This is a genomic window from Pseudomonas boreofloridensis, assembly GCF_030580795.1.
GTDB lineage: Bacteria > Pseudomonadota > Gammaproteobacteria > Pseudomonadales > Pseudomonadaceae > Aquipseudomonas > Aquipseudomonas boreofloridensis.
Window position 1 is genome coordinate 66,317 of sequence record NZ_JAUQOQ010000007.1, and the last position, 19,961, is coordinate 86,277.

Sequence of the window (19,961 nt, forward strand, 5' to 3'; positions counted from 1 at the left end):
GAAGTGGTGTAACTGAACCAACCGAAGGCGCCCTGTGGGCGAAAGAGAGTGGTCATCGTGGTTCTTGGCTAACGTTGAGTTTGCGAAGACCTAACACTCACCAGGAAAACCACGATGACCAAGCCCACTATCGCACTGACCGAGTTGGTTGAGAAAGGGGCAGACGCTGATCTGCTCAAGCAAATGATCCAGGTCGTTGCCCAACGCATGATGGAATTCGATGTCGAAAGCCTGTGCGGCGCCGGCTTCGACGTTAAAAGCCCTGACCGGATCAACAGCCGCAACGGCTACCGGGATCGCCTCTGGCAAACCCGCGCTGGCGATGTCGATCTGAAGATCCCGAAACTGCGTCAGGGCAGCTATTTCCCCGGCTTTCTTGAGCCTCGTCGTACTGCCGAGAAGGCCATGGCGGCGGTGATCCAGGAGGCCTATATCCAAGGCGTTTCAACACGTTCGGTGGACGAGCTGGTCAAGGCCATGGGCATGACCGGCATTTCCAAGAGCCAGGTGTCACGGCTGGCTGGCGAGATCGATGAACGCGTCCACGCCTTCCTTGATCGCCCTCTGGAAGGCGACTGGCCTTACCTGTGGATTTACGCCACGTACGTCACTAATTGCCGTGGCCGTGGCCGTGAACACGGATGTTGGCCGCGAAGTCTTGGGCATGCGGGTTGGGCCGTCGGAGGCCGAGCCGTTCTGGACGGACTTCCTGCGAAGCCTTATGCGGCGGGGCCTGCGTGGCGTGAAGTTGGTCATCTCCGATGCCCACGAGGGTTTGAAGGCTGCGGTTTCCAAGGTCTTCAACGCGACCTGGCAGCGCTGCCGCGTGCATTTCATGCGCAACGCCATGGCCCATGTCGGCAAGGGCCAGCGCACCATGGTAGCGGCACTTCTGCGCACGGTTTTCGCCCAGGATAGCCGCGCTGAATGCCACCAACAGTGGCGCTTGGTTGCAGACCAACTGCGCGAAAAGTACCCCAAGATCGCAACACTCATGGACGGGTGCGAGGACGAGGTGCTGGCGCACATGGCGTTTCCCAAAGCGCATCGACAGCAACTGCACAGTACCAATCCACTGGGGCGGCTCAACGCAGAGATCAAGCGCCGCACCGACGTCGTGGGCATCTTCCCCAACGATCCTGCGATCACAAGGCTGGTAGGGGCGATGCTGCTGGAGCAGAACGACGAGTGGTGCCTGCAACGGCGATATATGCAGTTGGAGGCCTTTGAATCCGTCAGCCATAATCCACAGGCCAAGCTGTCGGCCGTGATCAACTAAACGGCAAACTCAGTGGCCAGCGCCATGATGAGTTACACCACTTCCTGGGACACGATCCACGGCAAGACGGCTGGTGGGAGAAGGTCGAGAATCCAAGTCTGTACGAACAGCACTTCGGCATCGCGCTGCTCGCCGGCGGCGTCATTCAAATGCTCAGCCCCCAGGCCAAGGGCCTGTCGCAAAGCGGCTCGCCGGAGAATCTGCCGTCGTATGCCTTCGGCTCAGCCAAGAACACCACCGCCAGCGGCAATCCCGTCCCGATCTGCATCGGCAAGCGCCGGTGGGGTGGGGCGATCATCTCGGCGTCGGTCTATGCCGAGGATAAGCGTCGTGATCTGGCCAAAGCGCTCAAGCCGATCTATCAGGCCATCAACGCCGAGGCGGCTGAGCAGGCACTGGATGCCTTTGAAAACGGCCCTTGGGGCAAACAGTACCCAACGGTAGTTGCGGCATGGAGAGGAGCCTGGGATCGAGTGATTCCATTCTTTGTCTTCCCGTCAGGCATTCGAAAAGTGATCTATACGACCAACGCGATCGAAAGCATCAATGCCCGGCTACGCAAGATCATCAAAACGCGCGGTCACTTCCCAACGGATGAGGCCGCCACCAAGCTGATCTGGCTGGGGCTGCGGAACATCACGGCAAACTGGGGCTCAGCGGCCCATGATTGGAAAAATGCGATGAATCAATTCGCGATTCTGTACGGAGATCGATTTATCAGGCCGACCTGGTAAAAGCATGGCCAGCCTGACGGCAGGCCGTTATCGGCCCGCACACAAAAAATCGGACACTCTCGCCACGCATGGGGTGCAAGGGGTCAAGTGTTCGAATCACTCCGTCCCGACCAAAATACTCCAAGAAATCCAGTCACTTAGCGGTGACTGGATTTTTTTATGGGCGGTCGTGCGCAAAATCCGCGCACAACCTGCGCAATCTTTTCAAGCATTGTCACCCATATCGAAGTCCGCTTCGACCTCAGACCAGACCACATCCTCGTGCCTATCGTGGAAGCTCTTGATCATGTTCTCCGTGATGTGCCCGGCTATTGTCTCGCCATCTTCCCGATCCGTTTTTGAGGTGGATCGATAGTGCTCGCACCCCGTGGGAGCGCGGCATGTGTACCTCAGTCGGGAGCGAATGCCTACTGCGGAGCAGATGGACCTGTAGCAAACACGACAGCTCCCTTGACGCCCTCCGAACCTTGTCTATGGTCAGATGACATATCCCTATTTCTCAACACCCGTAAGGAGTAGTACCTATGTTCAAACGGACCTTGACCCTCACCGCTGTCGCTTTCAGCGCGCTCATGGCCACCTCGCTCGTTCATGCCGAAGGCGATGTCGCCAAAGATGTTAGAGACGGCGTCCGTGACGTTGACCGTGGTGTCGATCACGATGCCAAAGAAATCGACAAGGGCGTCAAGCATGACGACAAGGAGATCGACAAAGGTTTGAAGCACGACGACAAAGAGCGCCACAAAGAAGACAAGCACCTCGACAAAGAAGCCAAAAAGCATCTCTGATCTTACCGCTTAGTCGATCAAGGAAAACTGCCTTATGAAGAAGACCTTAGCACTGTTGTTCTGCGCAGTTCTGCTTCCTGGTGTCGCAATGGCCAAAGAGGATCGTCACAAGTGCGAGTCTGCTTTGGACAAACTGAAAGATGCCACTGAAGCTACCTTCACAGGTAATGGCCATCATGAGCACCAGCAGGCAAAAGAGGCTCACAAGTCTGGTGATTACAAGAAATGTGCTGACCAGGCAGAGAAAGCCCTGTCTCATCAGAAGCCGGGCTGACCGTCAGATTTGATCATTGATCCCTATGTTGCAAGAGGGCTGCATTGCAGCCCTTTTCATTGGTTCGCTTTTTGATACCTACGGCTCGGTCTGCATTTTTGAGCGCTGTGCGTGCCCTACGCGGATGAAGGTACGTTCATCTTATCCACGACTCCAAGCCCACAACGACTTCAGCCAGAGTCCCCATCCATCAGCCGCTCCAGCTCATCGTCGCTCGTCAATCAGCTCCGTTTTCGATCCTGCCAAACGCACCCCAGATTAAACCCCGTTTACCTACCTTTTTTCGTGTCTGCCTTCGGCTACAGTCAGCTTGCAAGACCCAAGAACATACCCCCTCGAAGGAAGTGCTGACATGATCAAGAAAACGGTTGCTGCGATTGCGATTGCCCTGACCACCCTCATGACGGTGTCCATGGCACAGGCGGAAGGCGAGGTGGCAAAGGGTGTCCGGCATGATGTCCGCGAAGTGGACAAGGGTGCTAAACATGACGGAAAGGAAATCGACAAGGGCGCTCATCACCTGAACAAAGAACGCCACAAAGAAGGCAAGCACATCGACAAGACGGTGAAGAAAGACCTGTGAGGCGTCGATAACCTTTAGCGACTCAATGCCATAGAGGGCCGCGATGCGGCCCTCTTTCTTTTTCTGCGAAAGACGGTCTCCAAGAAACAGTCGTCAAGACGTCTACCGCTTCTCAAACTGCGCGAAGATCCACATCCCAAACAGCATCGCCGTCACGAACAGCAGCACCTGCCAACGTCCCGTTGCCAGCAGCGCTACAGCCGGTCCAGGGCAGAGCCCGGCCAATCCCCAGCCCACGCCGAACAGCAGGCTGCCGCCCACCAGGCGGGCATCCAGCGTGCGTTTGCTGGGCAATTGGATGGGTGCGCCGAGCAGCGAGTGCGTGCGTTTACGCGCCCAGTTCAGAGGGATTGCAGCTACAACGATGGCGCCGGCCATCACCAACGCCAGGGACGGGTCCCAGGTGCCGGTCACATCGAGAAACGCCAGTACCTTGGCAGGGTTGGCCATACCGGCGAGCAGCAGGCCGAAGCCGAAGATCAGCCCAGCGAGGAGCGCGGTTAATCTGCGCATCTTCAAACCCCCAGCGCGTGGCGCATGAGGTAGACCGTGGCAAAGCCAGCAGCCATGAAGCACAGGGTGGCCAGCAGCGAGCGAGGCGAGAGGCGAGAAATACCGCACACACCATGGCCGCTGGTGCAGCCCGCGCCGTAGCGCGTGCCGATGCCGACCAGCAGGCCGGCGATGGCCAAAATCGGCCAATTGGCGTGGATGTCGATCTCAGGCAGCACAGTGAACAGTCCCCACAGCAGTGGTGCCAACAGCAGACCGAGCAGGAACAGGGCTTTTTCGCTCCAGCCCTCGCTGCCGCGCTGCAGTACGCTGCCGAGCAGGCCGCTGATGCCAGCGATACGGCCGTTGGCGACGATGAACAGGCTGGCGGACAGGCCGATCAGCGCGCCGCCGGCCAGTGACGCCCATGGCGTGAAATTGCTCCAGTCGATAGTCATGCGGCCTCTCCTGTGGAGACGGTTGTGTCGGAGTCTGGCGGGCGATGATAGCAAAATGGCTGTCTGGACAGCGTCGCCGCGGGCCTGGAAAATCTGACGTTTCAGTTGCGGACCAGGGCCGGTCATGAACTCTTCCTACGGCGTACGATTGCTCCCGCTGGTTCTCGTTGTTACCTCGCTCGCTGCTTGCGTACCTTGGCAGCGCGAACGGCCAGCCTACGCGGACCTGTGCCAGTCCGCGTTCGAGTTCAAAGCAGTCGGCCCCAAAGGCGAAACCACGCTTCACCTGGAAACCTACCTCTACGATCATGCTGCGCGCTGGAGCGACCAGCCGTTCCAGCAGGTGCTGCATGTGCAGTATCCCGGCGAGCAATACAAGCGAGCGGAGTTCTACGTGCAATTGATCGCCTACAACGAGGACCGGCGCCGGCCCACGTCTACCTCCAGTCGCGGTGAAGCACCGATTCCGATGCTGTACGACAGCCGACAGGCGTACATCACTTTCGAGGACGGCTCACAGCTCAAAGCGCGGCCTGAAGTGTACGTGGGGAGCAACGAGACCTACGACTATCCATGGAAAGACGAGCGCGACGCTCGGCCTTCGCCGTACGACATCAACAGTGATGAAGTGCACCGGCTGATTCCAAAGATCACCAACAACACACGTTATGGCTCGACGTACGTGATTTTTCCGACGGATAAGTTCGCACCGGACTCGAAATGGACTATTCATCTGGGTGAGCTGCAGGTTCAGGGGCGCAGGATCGAGATCCCGCCGCTGGAGCTTTGTCATCATCCGGTCAAGCGCTGGATCGGTATCGAGCCTTTGATGCGGCCCTGATCATAAGGGCCGGCGCTCTATTTGCTTGCGACCCGTATCCTTGGCCAGTAGCCTCGACGCTTCCTTGCATCTGCGTCGAGGATGCTGCGGCCAGCCGCGACGCTCGGTAACCGGGCGATGTTGATCGGATTGAACGTTTCAGCTCGCGATTGCGTCGGTACTTCCAAGTGTCTTTCAACGGAGGTACCCCATGAAGTATCGAGCACTCGGCAACACTGGCCTGTTGGTATCCGAGCTGGTGGTGGGCACGGTCCCATTCGGTGGGCGTGGCGCATTCGAGAAAACCGGCAGTGTGGACGTTGATCTGGCTCGACGTCAGTTCGACCTGGCGTTCGAGGCGGGAGTCAACCTGGTCGACACCGCTGACTTGTACTCCCACGGTTTGGCTGAGGAAATCGTCGGCAAAGCACTGGGTGCCAAACGTCAGTCGATCATTCTCGCCAGCAAGGCGCGCAGCCCGATGGGGGATAACCCCAACGACAGCGGTGCTTCGCGTTATCACCTGATTCGCGCCTGCGAGGCCAGCCTCAAGCGCCTGGGCACTGACCATATCGACCTGTACCAGATCCACAACTGGGACGGTATCACCCCGGTGGAGGAAACCCTGGCGGCGCTGGAACACTTGGTGCAGAGCGGCAAGGTCCGCTATTTCGGCACTTCCAACTATACCGCCTGGCAGATGATGAAGACCCTGGGCAGCGCGCGACTCAATGGCTGGCAACAGCCGGTATCGCAGCAAATCTATTACACCCCCGAGGCACGCGAGGCGGAGTACGAACTGCTGCCGATGGCGCTGGACCAAGGCTTGGCGACCCTCGTATGGGGGCCGCTGGGCGAGGGTCTGCTTACCGGCAAGGTGCGCCGTGGTCAGCAGACGCCGCCAGGCACACGCCAGGGTAATAACTGGCCAGAACCCTACGTGCATGACCGTGAGCGCGCCTACGACATCATCGAGACCTTGATCGAAGTTGGTCAGCGCCACGGCTGTTCGCCGGCGCGGGTGTGCCTGGCATGGCTCAAGGACCGCCCGGGCATCACCAGTGTGATCACTGCTGGCCGTTCGCTCGAGCAGTTGCAAGACAACCTGCAGGCGGTGGATCTGGTGCTGACGGCCGAGGATCTGGCACAGATCGAGCAAGCTACTCGCATTGCACCGCAGTATCCCTACTGGCATCGGATTGCAGCCGAGATGGATCGCATCGACCCGGCCGAGGCGCCGTTCATCGCACTGTATCGTGAAACCATGAAGCAGCGCGGCGAATGACAGGGTGCGAGGCGGCAGTCTGTCTGCCGCTTTTCCACGACTCGGCGGCTGTCGGCCTTCCTACTGAAACAGTGATTTCAGAAACGAGCCAGGCCCTGGCAATGTTCCAATTTCGACCTCCGCTGCATCTGCCGCCTGAGACCTCACCCCGAACACCGTGCTGTGGTCGTCTTGACTGCGGGCGAAAGCGATATAGCCATTCTCCAAAGGATGCACGTACTCGCCGGAGCGATAGCCGGGATAGTTCGGCGCTTGGTGGAAGTCGCTCTTGAGCGCGACGACCGTTACCAGCGTCTTGAAGGTCGCGCTGAAATCTTCCGTAGCGTAGCTATAGCCTGTCGAAAGGAGAACGCCGGCATACAGGGCGCCCAGGCCATGGAAGATCATCATCTGGCGGGGCGGCCCGGTCATAGGCTTGCTTCGCCACGGGTTGATCAAAAAGGCCAATTGTTGCCACACCGCCTCGAAGGGCAGGGTGACGAAGGCGACGATCATGATCATTACCGCCGCCAGTCCAAGCAGGATCCCCACCACCGCAAACCAGGCTGGCAGATAGAACAGCGCAGCCAGGAAGCCGACTGTGAGATCGAAGCTTTGGGGCGGTAGGCCCAGGCTCTCGGCCACCGCAAATCGGGCGCAGGCAGTGGCGATCAGCAGCGCCAGCAAATGCAGCAAGATGATGGGCGTTTTTGCGAAGGGCCTGTCCCAGGCGGCGTGCACCCAACGCGTCAAAGGCAGGCACCAAGCGATGAATCCGCACAGTACCAACGCACTGGTCAGGCCGGTGAGCGCAGTGAGCGAAGGAAGCCCAGTCTTCAGGTGACAGGCGAAGCCGAGCAGGTAGAGGACTATCGATGCGAGGTAGAAACGGTGGGAGACGGGGGTGTGCCGGTAGGCGTCGAGCAGTTTGGTTTTTAGCGCGTTCATGGGCAGGTCAGATTCCATTCAGTCAGTTCAGCCACGACCGCACGCCCGGGGGCGATGGATCGGTTGCGAATTTTCTGAGGTGGAAGCTGTTCCTGCAAGGTGACGCAGGCGCGCCGCGCTGTAGGCCGGTTCGCAAAAGCTGCTTGTCGCCTAGGCGACAGGACGCCGGCAGCGTAAGTGCTGTCAGCGCCACGCCGTCGTTCAACACACCGCGATATGCGAATCCGCTCGCGGCTCGGTGCCGCCGCACAGCACGCCCGTGACAGGGTCGCGCACGATGATCTGGCCGCGGCCGAAATCGGTCAGGTCATGGGCGATTTCCACTTGGTGTCCACGCCGGGCCAGGGCGAAGGCCAGATCTCGCGAGGCGCCTTGTTCGATGCCGACCTTCATCTCGCCCAGCCACTGCCAGCGCGGGGCATCCAGGGCGGCCTGGGGATTGAGGCCGAAGTCCACCAGGTTCATCACCATCTGCACATGGCCCTGGGGCTGCATGTAGCCGCCCATTACACCGAACGGACCGACCGCCACGCCGTCCTTGCTGAGAAAGCCCGGGATGATGGTGTGGAAAGTCTGCTTGCCCGGCGCCAGCGCGTTGGAGTGCCCTGGGTCGAGACTGAACTCCGAGCCGCGGTTTTGCAGGCCGATGCCGCTGTCGGGCAGCACCACGCCGGAGCCGAACCCGTGGTAGGCGCTCTGGATGAACGAGACCATGTTGCCTTCGCCGTCGGCGGTGGCGATGTACACCGTGCCGCTGGCGTGCGGATCGCCGTGCAGCGGTGCCTGGGCGCGCTCGCCGATCTCGGCGCGGCGGCGGGCGGCGTAGGCTTCGCCCAGCAACTGCTCGGTGGCCATGCGCATGTGTTCGGGGTCGGTAATGTAGTGCAGTCCGTCGGCGTAGGCCTTCTTCATGGCCTCGAGCTGGCGATGCCAGGTGAGCTGGCTGTCGCGCTGGTCGAAGGTGTAGCCCTGGAGAATGTTGAGGGTCATCAGCGCGATCAGACCCTGGCCGCTGGGCGGAATCTCCCAGACGTCATAGCCGCGGTAGTTGAGCTTGATCGGCTCGACCCATTTGGGCCGGTAGCCGGCCAGGTCGGCGGCGCTCAGGTGTCCACCGCTGGCTGCCGCATGGTCGGCCAGGCGCTGGGCCAGCGGGCCGCGGTAGAAGCTTTCGCAGCGGGTTTCGGCCAGCTCGGCCAGGCTGCGGGCCTGGGCCGGATTGCGGAACAACTGGCCTGCCTGGGGTGCCTGCCCGTCGATCAGGAAGGTGTCGAACCAGGCTTGCAGGGCCGGCTCGCGTTCCAGGCTCGCCTGGTATTCGTCCTGGGCAATGCGCCACTGATGGGCGACCACCGGCGACACCGGGAAGCCATCGCGGGCCAGGGCGATGGCCGGTTGCAGCAGGTCGGCGAAGGGCAACTTGCCGAAGCGCTCGGACAGCGCGGCCCAGGCCGAGGGGATGCCGGGCACGGTGACTGGCAGCCAGCCGTGCACGGGCATCTTGTCGTGACCGGCGGCCTTCACCGCCTCGATCGACAGCGACGCCGGGGCGCGGCCGCTGGCGTCCAGGCCGTGCAACTGGTCTTTGACCCAAACCAGCGCGAACGCGTCGCCGCCGATGGCGCAGCCGGTGGGCTCGACCACCGTGAGCGCGGCAGCGGTGGCGATGGCGGCGTCGATGGCGTTGCCGCCGGCGCGCAGCATGGCGATGCCGGCCTCGGCCGCCAGGGGCTGCGAGGTGGCGACCATGCCGTTGCGGGCGAAGACGCTTTGGCGCTGGGAGGCGTAGGGGTATTCGTGGGCGGAGAAATCAAGCATGTCGGGGACTCTTAAAAAGGGCTTTGCAGCCGTCATTGGCCAGTCTTGATCCGGGTCCATTCGCGGGTCATCACGCGCTGGATCTTCGGCGGCAGGTCGGCGGAGACGAACAGTTTCTCGATCACCGCGTCGCTGGGGTAGATGCCGGGGTTGTCGCGCACCTTGGGGTCGAGCAGGGCGGTGGCGTCGCGGTTGGGGTTGGCATAACCGACGTAGTCGCTGACCTTGGCGATCACCTCGGGGCGCAGCAGGTAGTCGATCAGCGCCAAGGCGCCCTTGGGGTTCTGCGCGTCACGCGGGATGGCGAGCATGTCGAACCACAGGTTGGCGCCCTCCTTGGGGATCGAGTAGCGGATGTCGATGGGCTTGCCGGCTTCCTTGGCGTGGCTCTGCGCCTGCATGACATCGCCCGAGTAGCCGATCGCCACGCAGATGTCGCCATTGGCCAGGTCCGTGGTGTAGCGCGAGGAGTGGAAATAGGTCACCGACGGCGCCAGTTTCTGCAACAGGGCCGAGGCCTTGCGGTAATCGTCGGGATTCTGGCTGTTGGGATCCAGGCCGAGGTAGTGCAGGGCCTGGGGAATGATCTTCACCGGCGCATCGAGGAAAGCCACACCGCACTGATGGAGCTTGGCCAGGTTTTCCGGTTTGAACACTAGGTCCCAGGAGTCCACCGGCGCATTGTCGCCGAGTACGGCCTTGACCTTGGCGACGTTGTAGCCAATGCCCACGGTGCCCCACATGTAGGGTACCGCGAAGCGGTTGCCGGGGTCGGCGGCCTCAAGGCGTTGCATCAGTCGCGGGTCCAGGTGCTTCCAGTTGGGTAACTGGCTACGGTCCAGCGGCTGGTAGATGCCGGCGTTGATCTGCTTGGTGAGGAACTGGCTGGACGGCACCACCAAGTCATAGCCGGAGTGGCCGGAGAGCAGCTTGGCTTCGAGCATCTCGTTGGTGTCGAAGACGTCGTACTGGACCTTGATGCCGCTGGCCTGATCGAACGCCTTGAGGGTGTCGGGGCCAATGTAGTCGGACCAGTTGTAGAAGCGTACCAGTGACTGGTCGGCCTGGGCGTTGACGCAGGCCAACAGGCCAAGTGCGGCGAGGGACGGCAGGGATGTGCGCATGGGTCGACCTCTACAGGACGCGGCTGAGAAATTCCCGCGTGCGCGGGTGGTGAGGGTTGCCGAACACTTGGGCCGGCGGGCCTTGCTCGATCAGCTCGCCCTGGTGCAGCACCACCACGCGGTCGGCCACTTCGCGGGCGAAGCCCATCTCGTGGGTCACGACCACCATGGTCATGCCGTCCTCGGCCAGCTCCTTCATGACCTGCAGCACTTCGCCAACGGTCTCCGGATCGAGGGCGCTGGTGGGTTCGTCGAACAGCATGGCCTGGGGCTTCATGGCCAGCGCGCGGGCGATGGCGACGCGCTGCTGCTGCCCGCCTGAAAGCTGCGCAGGGTAGTGCTCGGCCTTGTCGCTCAGACGCACCCGGGCCAGCAGCGCTCGGGCCTGCTCCAGTGCCTCGGCGCGGGGCACGCCGAGCACGCCGGTCGGGGCCTCGATGATGTTCTCCAGCACCGTCATGTGCGGGAACAGGTTGAAGCGCTGGAACACCATGCCGATGTCGCGACGGCGGCGGGCGATGTTGCTTTCCGAGTCACGTACGCGCTTGCCGTCAGGGCGCTCGCGGTAGCCCATGAGCTCGCCGTTGACGCGGATGCTGCCGCCCTGGATGTCCTCGAGCAGGTTGATGCAGCGGATGAAGGTGGTCTTGCCGGAGCCGGAAGCGCCGATCAGCACCACCACCTCGCCTTTGTGCACCTCCAAGGACACGCCCTTGAGGATCTGCAGTTCGCCGAACGACTTGTGCACGTCGTTCGCCTGGATCACCACCGGGTGATGTGTGCCGGTCATCTCAGCGCCCCCTCAGCAGTTTCATGGCCTGCAGGCCGAACATTCGTCGTGGTGCCGACGCCACGTGGCCGTCGGCGCGCCCGAAACGTTTCTCCAGCCAGCGCTGGAACAGGCCCCAGAGCGTGGTCAGTGCCAGGAAGTAGATCGCGACCACCAGATACAGCTCGAACACCCGGAAGGTCGCGGAGGTGACCATCTGTGTGCTCAGCAGCAGTTCCTGAACGCCGATCACGCTGACCAGCGTGGTGTTCTTGAGCATCACGTTGAACTCGTTGCCCAGCGGCGGCACGATCACCCGCAACGCCTGGGGCAGCACGATGCGCCGCATCAGTCGAGCAAAGGTCATGCCCAGCGAGCGTCCGGCCTCGTACTGGCCCTTGTCTACCGCGCCGATGCCGGCGCGGATGATCTCGGCCATGTAGGCGCCTTCGTTCAGGCCCAGGGCGATGATCGCTGCCTGGATGTTGCCGGGCAGCACGAACAGCCCCAGGTCCAGGTCCTGGAAGCGGAAGATGCCGCCGGCGGCCAGTGCGGTGTAGAGAAACACGATCTGCACCAGCAGTGGCGTACCGCGCATCAGCCACACGTAGCAGCGCACCGGATATTGCAGCAGCGGGTTGGACGACAGCCGCATCAGGGCTGCCAACAGGCCCAGCAGACACCCCAGGAGCATGGCGCTGACCGCGATCATGCAGGTCAGCCACAGGCCGTACAGGTAGATGTCGCTGGGTCGCAGCAGGTATTGCCAAAACACGTCCCAATTGAAATTCATCGTGGTCGCCTCAGGTCAGTCCAGCTTGTCGCCTTCGATGTGCCACTTGGCGAGCAGCGCCTGGTAGCTGCCGTCGGCCTGCATGTCCTTGATGATCTGCGTCACCGCCGCGCTCAACTGCGGGTCGTCCTTGCGAAAGCCGAAACCGGTGAGGATGCGGGCGAAGGCCGGCACGCCGGTCTCGAACAGGTCGGGGGCCATGCCCTGGTAGTAGCCTGCGGTTTCCAGGGTGGTGCCGTAGGCATCGGCCTGCTGGATACGTAGGGCTTGGAAGGCGTCGGTGTCGGAGTTGTACACCACCACCTGCATGGGCGCTTTGCCGGCCTGCTTGAGTTTTTCGTTGTGGGCTTCGAGCAGGGTGCGGATGGTGGAGCCGTTGAGCACCGCGACTTTCTTGCCGGAGAGGTCATCCAGGGTATGGATGCCCTTGGGGTTGCCCTTGCCGACCACCACGGCCTGGCTGGAATACATGTAGTTGACCATGTCGATCACTTCGCGCCGTTCGGGCTTGTCGAACAGCTGGTCGGCGAGCATGTCGCACTGCCCGGCCAGCAGCGCCGGAATCAGCCCGGAGAAGGGTGTCACCCGCCAGTCGATGGGCTTGTCGCCCAGGCGTTTGGCAATCGCCTGGCCCAGTTCCACGGTGACCCCGGCCGGTTTCTGCGCGGCGTCGAAGAAGCCCATCGGCGGCGAGTCCATGGCACCGCAGAACACCAGTTTGTCGGCGTGCTGCAGACGGTCGGGAATCTTGACCGCATCGGCATGCGCCAGGGGCGCGGCAAGGCAAAGGGCGATGAGGCACTGCGGGATCCTGCGTACGAACATGGTCAGCTCCAGAAGGTGAGGTTGCCGTGGCAGTTCAGTGGGACAGTCGAAGTGCGGGTCTCAGGTGCCCGTTGCTTCGAGGAATTCCAGCAGCGAGGGCACCGTGCCCTCGATGTGTTCGCAGAGCACCCGCTGGGCCTGGACGGCATCGCCGCTGCGCAAGGCATCGAGGATGGCGGCGTGTTCTTCGCGGGCGCTCAAGGGTTTGTCGACATGCTGCAGCCACAGGCGCAGGTGCGGCTCGATCACCGAGTACAGCGCGCTGATCTGGCGCAGCAGGCGCGGGCGCTCGGCCAGGCTGCACAGGTAGTGATGAAAGGCGCGGTGACGGCCGATCCATTCGGCGCTGTCGTCGCGGCACTCGTCCATTTCGTCGAGCAACCGCTCCAGGCGATTGAGGTGGCGTTCGTTCAGGTGCGCGACGGCGAGGCGGATGGCCAGGCCTTCGAGGGCGCTGCGCATCTCGAACACTTCACGCATTTCTTCGATGTTCAGGCCGCTGACGATGGCGCCACGGTTCGGCCGCAGGTTCACCAGGCCTTCGGCGGCCAGGCGGCGGAACGCCTCGCGCACCGGCATGCGGCTCATGCCGATGTCATTGGCGATGTCTTCGGCGATCAGCCGGTCACCGGTGCGGTAGCGGCCCTTGCAGATGGCGTCGAGCAGAAAGGCGTAGGCCTCTTCTTCGGCGGTGGCGGGCTGACGGGGGTAGGGCGAGACCAGATGCATACCGAATTCCTTGTGGATTTTTGTATCCAATTATCCATGTAGGCAGTAATGCACCGCGCGTGCCAGTTTTTGTGTTCGAAGCAAGCTCTTGAATGGCAAAGGAATGTTGAAAAGACGCGGGTGCGATTGCTGCGCTGAGTCGGAGCAGGTGTCACTTTTGTGCCCCGTCGGCGGGCGTCTGGAAACGTTCGGTAACAAAGGCGGCTTATTGCTGGCCACGCCCGTATCAACCGCTTTTTGAGAGGCGGTTCACGTCTGGAGCGTGGACAAGTCGACCGCTGAGCAATCTGCGTTGCTCTCAAGGGAACGTATCCAAGTCGCTGATTTCATACGCTCAGAATCCGCTAACCGTGCCGTAAAAACCCTGATGGTCCGCCCAACATGAACTCAATCAAGGACAGCGATACATCCCGTACTCGCTCGCCTGAGCCCGGCTTTCTGCGCGATGGCGGAACGGTCGCCACGTTGCTGCAGCAGCGGGACTGGAGCGCGTCGCCCCTGGGCGATCCTCAGGGCTGGCCGCTGGGCCTGAAAACCTTGATGGGCACCATTCTTCCTGCCCAGGCGCAAATCGTACTGTTCTGGGGGCCGCAGTACTTGGCGCTGTACAACGATGCGTACGCCCCGACCATCGGCGCCAAGCATCCGCATGCCTTGGGCCGCCCGGCCATCGAGCACTGGCGCGAGCTGTGGGACGACTTTGAGCCGCTGTTGCGCAACGTGCGCGAGACCGGCGAGACGTTTTCTGCCAAGGACCGTGCCTTTTACCTGGAACGTCACGGCGTCGGTGAGACCGTGTATTTCGATGTGTCCTATTCGGCGGTGCGCGAGGCCGATGGCAGTGTCGGCGGCGTGCTGTGCATCGTCACCGAGACCACTGAGCGGGTGCAGTTCGAGCGGCGCCAAGCGTTTCTATTGGCGCTGGGCAAGGCCTTGCCGGAGATCGCCGAGGCCGAGGCCATCGAGGTTCACGTCACACGCAGACTCGGCGAAGAGTTGCGCGCGTCACGGGTGTGGTTGGCCGAGGACCTGGGCGATGGCGAGCGCTATCGTGTCACCCGCGACTGGGTCGACGGCGTACCGTCGCAGACCGGTGAAGGCGCCTGGAGCGAGCACGGCGCACAGGTGCACGCGTATTTGCAGACCGGCCATCCGCTGTTCGGGGATCGTCTGGCCGGCGCATCGGCTGAACCTTGCGCCAGCCTGAAGGTGCCGTTGTTACGTGCGGGTGTGTTGGAGGCGATGCTGTGCGTGGATTTCGACCGTCCCCAGGTGCTCGCCGTGGACCAGTGTCGCCTGGTGGAAGAAGCCGCCCAACTGGCCTGGTCGGCGATCCTCCATGCCCGCGCCCAACAGGCGTTGCACGCCAGTTCCGCGCACCTGGAAGCCACGCTGCTGGAACTGATGACGCTCAATGCCACACTGGAGGAGCGCGTCGCCAGCATGCTGGCCGAGCGTGAGTCGGACCTCATGCAGTTGCACGAAGCGCGCAAGATGGAAACCGTCGGCCAGCTCACTGGCGGTATTGCCCATGACTTCAACAACATGCTCACGCCCATCATCGCTACGCTGGAGCTGATCGCCCGACGCCCCGACGACACCGCGCGCTCGGCGCGCCTGATCGAAGGTGCGCTGCAGGCGGCGGACCGCGCCCGCAGCCTGGTCGGCCGCCTGCTCAGCTTTGCCCGGCGCCAGACCCTCAAGCCGCAACCGGTGTCACTGGCGACGCTGGTCAGCGACATGCACGAACTGATCAGCCGTTCGCTGGGGCCGACCATCGCCATCCACATCGACATTGCCGCCGACCTGCCCGCCGCGGTGATCGATCCGCATCAATTGGAGGTGGCGCTGCTCAACCTGGTGGTCAACGCCCGTGACGCCATGGCTCAGGGCGGTCACCTGCGGATCAGCGCCGGCCTGGACAGCGCGCGCGAGGATCGTCCGGCAGGCTTGGAAGCAGGCCAGGTGATCTGGTTGGAGGTGGCCGACACCGGCTGCGGCATGAGTGAAGACGTGCTGGCCCACTGTTTCGAACCGTTCTATTCCACCAAGGGCGTCGGCAAGGGTACCGGGCTGGGACTGCCCATGGTGCAGGGGCTGTCGCTGCAGTCCGGCGGCGACTTCGCCATCCGCTCGCAACTGGGCAAGGGGACGGTAGCGACGCTGTGGTTACCAGTGAGTGCCGATTACCGGCCAAGCCGGGAAGACTACGCTCAGGAGGTGCCCAGCGCTCAAGGGCCGGTGCGGGTGCTGTTGGTGGACGACGAAGCTATCGTGCGTCAGGTGACGGCCATGCAGTTGCGCGATCTGGGCTACCAGGTCACCGAGGCCGCCAGTGCCGCCGAAGCACGGACGCTGCTGGAGCAGGGCTTGGCGCTGGAGGTGCTGGTCACCGATCAGGTGATGCCCGAGCAGACTGGGGCCGAGCTGGCCAAGCACTTACGCATGCATTTGCCCGAACTGCCTGTGCTGATCATCACCGGTTACGCCAACCTCACGCCCCGTGAACTGTGCGGGTTCGAGGTGCTGCGCAAACCCTTTCGGCGGAGCGAGCTGGCCCGTAGCCTGGCGCGGCTGGTGCCGTCGGTCTGACGCCGAGTCCGCGCGCCCTGGCGGTGCTAGCCGCCCAGGACGCTGTCGAGCAGCTGACACACCTGTTCGGCCGAGTAAGGTTTGGCCAGGAAGGGAAAGCCTTGATGGCCGCCTTCAGCGATGGCATCGCTGTATCCGGAAGCCAGGATCACTGGCAGGTGCGGTTGGCTGCGACGCAGTTGGCGGGCCAGGGCCAAGCCGCCCATGCCAGGCATCACCACATCTGAGAACACCACGTCGAAGGGGTCTTCGGTCATGTGCATCTGCGCCAGGGCATCTTCGGCCGAGGTGGCCCAACTGACTTGGTAGCCGTGGTCCTTGAGAATCTGCGCGGTGAAGCTGCCCAGGTCGCGGTTGTCTTCCACCACCAGTATTCGCCGTGGCCCGTGCTCCACGGTGACCGGCGAGCTGGGCTCGGGGGCGGCGTGGGCGTCGGTGGCGCGTTCCTGCGGCAGATAAAGGGTAAAGGTGGTGCCCTGGCCGGGCACGCTGGTGACCTGCACGTCGCCGCCGGATTGCTTGACGAAACCGAACACCTGCGACAGGCCCAGGCCCGTGCCCTGGCCGGACGCCTTGGTGGTGAAGAACGGGTCGAAAATACGTTCGAGCAGGTCCTGGGCGATGCCCACGCCGTTGTCGATCACCGAGATCGCGGCGAAGGTTCCACTCAGGCCCGGTTGCCCATGCAGCGTCGGCACCACCTGGTCCGGCTGCAGGCGCAGGCGCAGCACGCCTTCACCATTCATGGCATCGCGGCCGTTGATCATCAGGTTGATCACAGCCGTCTCCAGTTGGGCGAGGTCGGCACGGATATGGCACGGCTGGTCCGGCAGTTCCAGGTTGACCTGGATGCGTGCGCCGGTCGCGGTATCGAGCATTTCGGCCATGGCCTCGAGCCGTGGCCCGGCTTCGAATACCTGCGGGCTGAGGGCCTGGCGCCGGGCGAAGGCCAGCAACTGGCCGGTGAGCTTGGCGCCGCGATCGACGGTGTCGGCCACGGTTTTGAGATAGCGCTGACGGCGGCTGTCGTCCAGGTCCGGACGCTGCAGGAAGTGCAGGGAAGAGCGGATGATGGTCAGCAGGTTGTTGAAGTCGTGGGCCACGCCGCCGGTGAGCTGGCCGATGGCTTCGAGTTTCTGGGTCTGGCGCAGCAGCGCTTCGGTGTGCAGCAACTGTTCGGTGCGTTCCTCCACCCGCTGTTCCAGCGTGGCGTTGAGCACCTCTAGCGCCTGTAGCGTCTCGCGCGCCTCGGTGCTGGCCTGCACGCGCTGGATGTGTGCCCAGGAGCGCTCGGTCACTTCGCTGATCAGCGCGTACTCGTAGCCGGTCCACAGCCGGGGCTGCTGGTCGTTGATGGCCATCAGGGCCGTCAGGCGCCCGTCCTTGACCAGCGGCCTGCAGATCGTCGCGCTGACGCCCATGCCGGCGAAAGCCACGGCCTCGGCGGGATCAAGTTCGGCGTCGCGGTCGTTGATCACCAGCGCATCACCGGCGCGCAGGCGCTGCTGGGCCAACTGCCCGAAGTCGGCCAGCCGGTACTGGCCAAGCAATTGCGGTAACCCAGGGGCGACCCAGTCGCCGCAGACGGTGAAGCCATCCTGGTCCGGGGCCATGAGCGCGTAGGCGCAACTGGACAGGTTCAGATGCTCGCTCAGTCGAGCCGTGGTGATGGCCAGAATGCACTCCGGCTCGGTGACGTTGGCCACGGCGCGGCCAAGGTCGTCGAGAAATTTCAGACGCTGGTTGGCCACCACGTTGGCGGTGGTTTCGTTGACCGTGTCGAGCATGCCGACCACGCGACCGTGCTGGTCACGGATCGGGCTGTAGCAGAAGGTGAAATAGGCGCGTTCGGGCCGATCATGGCGTTCGATGATCAACGGGAAGTCTTCGATGTACACGGCTTCACCCGCGAGGGCGCGCTGCGCCATACCTTCGATCTCGCTCCAGGCCTCCTGCCACACGTGGCTGAACGGACGGCCCAGGGCCAGGGGTTTGTCCCCGAGGATTTCGATGAAGGCGTCGTTGTACAGGGTGATCAGCTCGTCGCCCCACAGCACCGCCTGGGCGAAGCGCGAGCCCAGGCACAGGGCCACTGTGGTCTTGAGGACATCGGGCCACGTGTCCAGGGGGCCAAGCGGCGTTGCCGCCCAGTCGTGGGTGCGGATGCGCTCGGCCATGTGTCCGCCGCCTTCCAGCCAATTCGCCATGAAAATTGCCGCTTCGCTTGTCAGGAGCGCATAGGGTGCACCGGGAATGGCTGGCTGGCGAGCGATTTGTGCCGATCGGACGTGCAGTGCGGCTCAGCGCATGAAGTGCACTTTGCCGCTGTCGTCGTTGCCCATGTATATGCCATACACACCTGCCTGGCGTTCGAGGATATAGCGCTCGAGGATCTGCCGGATCGCAGGGTAGTAGATCTCGTCCCAGGGAATGTCTTCAGGTGCGAAGAAACGGTAGTCGAGGGTTTCGGGGCCGAATTGGCCGGTTTCCTCAGTGGCGATGGCGCGGAAGACGATGTACACCTCGCTGATCTTCGGCACGCTGAAGATCGAGTAGGGCGAGACGATGTCGGCGCGCACGCCGGTCTCCTCCCACACCTCGCGCAGCGCCGCCTGCTCGGTGGTTTCCCCGGCCTCCATGAACCCGGCTGGCAGCGTCCAGGTACCAGGGCGCGGCGGGATGGCGCGCTGGCACAGCAGGTAGCGACCGTCGCGCTCGATGATGCAGCCGGCGATGATCTTCGGATTGACGTAGTGGATATAGCCGCAGGCCGGGCAGTGCTGGCGAGCATGGGTGTCGCCGGTGGGGACGCCCCGGTCCAGTGCCGTGGTGCAGTGCGGGCAGTAGCGCGGGGCGTTGGGCATGTCAGCGGCCTATGCGAGGGTCCTTCAGGGCCAAGGGCGCGACGATGTCGCGCACCTGGGCGTTGTCGTCCTGCTTCTGGCGCAGGTACTCAAGGGCCACCTTGGCGGCGGCGCGCACGTGATCGACGGAGGCCTGGTGCGCTGCTTTCGGGTCGCCGCTCTTGATCGCCTCGACCATCTTCTCCATCTCCCGGTTGCTGGCCCCACGGCGGTTCTGCTGCGACACCGAGGTGGCGCGCAGGTAGCTGATACGGGCCTGCAACTGGCGCAACTGGGTGGCGGCGACGTGGTTGCCCGAGCCTTCGAGCAGCACATCGTAGAAGCCTTGCACCGAATCGAGCACCTGCTGCAGCTCGCCTTCTTCCAGCGCTTCACGGTTCACTTCCAGGGCACGCTCGAGGGCGCGGATGTCCTTGGCCTTGGCGTTGAGGGTGAACAGTTGGACGATCAGCCCTTCGAGTACGCAGCGCAGCTCGTAGATGTCGCGCGCATCTTCCAAGGTGATGATTGCCACTCGCGGGCCCTTGGCGTCGGCGAACTCCACCAGGCCTTCGGACTCCAGGTGACGCAGCGCTTCACGCACCGAGGTGCGGCTGACGCCCAGGCGGTCACAGAGGTCGCGCTCGACCAGGCGGTCGCCGGGCAGCAGGTGGAAGTTCATGATCGCCGCGCGCAGCTTGTCGAGCACGATTTCGCGGAGCGTGACGGGGTTGCGGTTGACCTTGAAGCTGTCGTCGAGTGGCTGGCGTTTCATCAGGGGAGCTCTGTGTGTGGCTGTTGCGCCAGGCTCGAAGCGCCCCGAACCCA

The 19,961-nt window shown here is 62.9% G+C and carries 18 protein-coding genes and 3 pseudogenes; 9 read left to right on the forward strand and 12 right to left on the reverse strand.

The genetic code is table 11. The features are described 5' to 3' along the window. Window positions 1–114 precede the first annotated feature (114 nt). From Q6A47_RS10610 to Q6A47_RS10635, 6 genes and pseudogenes are all read left to right on the forward strand, one after another. Window positions 115–1,279 (forward strand): annotated as a pseudogene (locus Q6A47_RS10610) (IS256 family transposase). A 116-nt stretch (window positions 1,280–1,395) separates the two neighbouring features. Continuing rightward, window positions 1,396–1,605: pseudogene (locus Q6A47_RS10615) on the forward strand (tail assembly protein); the annotation flags it as partial. Next, window positions 1,603–2,013: pseudogene (locus Q6A47_RS10620) on the forward strand (transposase); the annotation flags it as partial. The pseudogenes Q6A47_RS10615 and Q6A47_RS10620, both read left to right, overlap by 3 nt. Window positions 2,014–2,537: 524 nt before the next feature. Continuing rightward, entirely contained in the window at window positions 2,538–2,801 is a 264-nt protein-coding gene (locus Q6A47_RS10625; RefSeq protein WP_029613143.1) for a hypothetical protein, read from the forward strand. A gap of 34 nt (window positions 2,802–2,835) precedes the next feature. After that, on the forward strand, window positions 2,836–3,075 hold the full coding sequence (locus Q6A47_RS10630) for a PA2433 domain-containing protein (RefSeq protein WP_029613144.1): 240 nt from the start codon (window positions 2,836–2,838) through the stop codon (window positions 3,073–3,075). A 355-nt stretch (window positions 3,076–3,430) separates the two neighbouring features. Next, a complete protein-coding gene (locus Q6A47_RS10635) occupies window positions 3,431–3,658 on the forward strand; it encodes a hypothetical protein (protein WP_029613145.1) in 228 nt (75 codons plus the stop codon). Between the two features lie 102 nt (window positions 3,659–3,760). On the opposite strand, the gene Q6A47_RS10640 is transcribed toward Q6A47_RS10635, so the two are convergent. Together Q6A47_RS10640 and Q6A47_RS10645 are read right to left on the reverse strand one after the other, a co-directional pair. Then, window positions 3,761–4,171 (reverse strand): DUF6691 family protein, encoded by a 411-nt coding sequence (locus Q6A47_RS10640; protein WP_304484288.1) that lies wholly within the window; start codon window positions 4,169–4,171, stop codon window positions 3,761–3,763. A 2-nt stretch (window positions 4,172–4,173) separates the two neighbouring features. Continuing rightward, entirely contained in the window at window positions 4,174–4,734 is a 561-nt protein-coding gene (locus tag Q6A47_RS10645; RefSeq protein ID WP_369811465.1) for a YeeE/YedE family protein, read from the reverse strand. On the opposite strand from Q6A47_RS10645, the gene Q6A47_RS10650 reads away from it, so the two are divergent. Together Q6A47_RS10650 and Q6A47_RS10655 are read left to right on the forward strand one after the other, a co-directional pair. Further along, on the forward strand, window positions 4,733–5,449 hold the full coding sequence (locus tag Q6A47_RS10650) for a hypothetical protein (protein WP_304484290.1): 717 nt from the start codon (window positions 4,733–4,735) through the stop codon (window positions 5,447–5,449). The genes Q6A47_RS10645 and Q6A47_RS10650 overlap by 2 nt on opposite strands. Before the next feature lie 190 nt (window positions 5,450–5,639). After that, on the forward strand, window positions 5,640–6,713 hold the full coding sequence (locus Q6A47_RS10655) for an aldo/keto reductase (protein ID WP_304484291.1): 1,074 nt from the start codon (window positions 5,640–5,642) through the stop codon (window positions 6,711–6,713). 60 nt (window positions 6,714–6,773) lie between these two features. Here Q6A47_RS10655 and Q6A47_RS10660 read toward each other — a convergent pair whose 3' ends face one another. The 7 genes from Q6A47_RS10660 to Q6A47_RS10690 all read right to left on the reverse strand — a co-directional run bounded on the left by Q6A47_RS10660 (window position 6,774) and on the right by Q6A47_RS10690 (window position 13,698). Continuing rightward, window positions 6,774–7,658: a hypothetical protein gene (locus Q6A47_RS10660; protein WP_304484292.1), complete on the reverse strand. Its 885-nt coding sequence runs from the start codon at window positions 7,656–7,658 to the stop codon at window positions 6,774–6,776. Window positions 7,659–7,841: 183 nt separating this feature from the next. Next, a complete protein-coding gene (locus Q6A47_RS10665) occupies window positions 7,842–9,458 on the reverse strand; it encodes a gamma-glutamyltransferase family protein (protein WP_039576956.1) in 1,617 nt (538 codons plus the stop codon). 32 nt (window positions 9,459–9,490) lie between these two features. Continuing rightward, window positions 9,491–10,582 carry a polyamine ABC transporter substrate-binding protein gene (locus Q6A47_RS10670; RefSeq protein ID WP_039576958.1) on the reverse strand — a complete coding sequence of 364 codons (1,092 nt, stop codon included), beginning with the start codon at window positions 10,580–10,582 and terminating at the stop codon, window positions 9,491–9,493. 10 nt (window positions 10,583–10,592) lie between these two features. Continuing rightward, a complete protein-coding gene (locus Q6A47_RS10675) occupies window positions 10,593–11,372 on the reverse strand; it encodes an amino acid ABC transporter ATP-binding protein (RefSeq protein WP_116887982.1) in 780 nt (259 codons plus the stop codon). Window position 11,373: 1 nt separating this feature from the next. Further along, entirely contained in the window at window positions 11,374–12,144 is a 771-nt protein-coding gene (locus Q6A47_RS10680; RefSeq protein WP_304484293.1) for an amino acid ABC transporter permease, read from the reverse strand. Window positions 12,145–12,159: 15 nt separating this feature from the next. Next, window positions 12,160–12,969 (reverse strand): ABC transporter substrate-binding protein, encoded by an 810-nt coding sequence (locus Q6A47_RS10685; RefSeq protein ID WP_029613152.1) that lies wholly within the window; start codon window positions 12,967–12,969, stop codon window positions 12,160–12,162. A 60-nt stretch (window positions 12,970–13,029) separates the two neighbouring features. Next, complete coding sequence (locus Q6A47_RS10690) at window positions 13,030–13,698, reverse strand: GntR family transcriptional regulator (RefSeq protein ID WP_039576967.1); 669 nt, start codon at window positions 13,696–13,698, stop codon at window positions 13,030–13,032. Between the two features lie 381 nt (window positions 13,699–14,079). On the opposite strand from Q6A47_RS10690, the gene Q6A47_RS10695 reads away from it, so the two are divergent. Further along, complete coding sequence (locus Q6A47_RS10695; RefSeq protein WP_304484294.1) at window positions 14,080–16,290, forward strand: ATP-binding protein; 2,211 nt, start codon at window positions 14,080–14,082, stop codon at window positions 16,288–16,290. A gap of 26 nt (window positions 16,291–16,316) precedes the next feature. On the opposite strand, the gene Q6A47_RS10700 is transcribed toward Q6A47_RS10695, so the two are convergent. The 3 genes from Q6A47_RS10700 to Q6A47_RS10710 all read right to left on the reverse strand — a co-directional run bounded on the left by Q6A47_RS10700 (window position 16,317) and on the right by Q6A47_RS10710 (window position 19,908). Continuing rightward, entirely contained in the window at window positions 16,317–18,497 is a 2,181-nt protein-coding gene (locus Q6A47_RS10700; protein WP_304484295.1) for a GAF domain-containing hybrid sensor histidine kinase/response regulator, read from the reverse strand. A 93-nt stretch (window positions 18,498–18,590) separates the two neighbouring features. Continuing rightward, window positions 18,591–19,154: an NUDIX hydrolase gene (locus tag Q6A47_RS10705; protein WP_295487634.1), complete on the reverse strand. Its 564-nt coding sequence runs from the start codon at window positions 19,152–19,154 to the stop codon at window positions 18,591–18,593. Between the two features lies 1 nt (window position 19,155). Next, window positions 19,156–19,908 carry a GntR family transcriptional regulator gene (locus Q6A47_RS10710; protein ID WP_029613153.1) on the reverse strand — a complete coding sequence of 251 codons (753 nt, stop codon included), beginning with the start codon at window positions 19,906–19,908 and terminating at the stop codon, window positions 19,156–19,158. Window positions 19,909–19,961 lie beyond the last annotated feature (53 nt).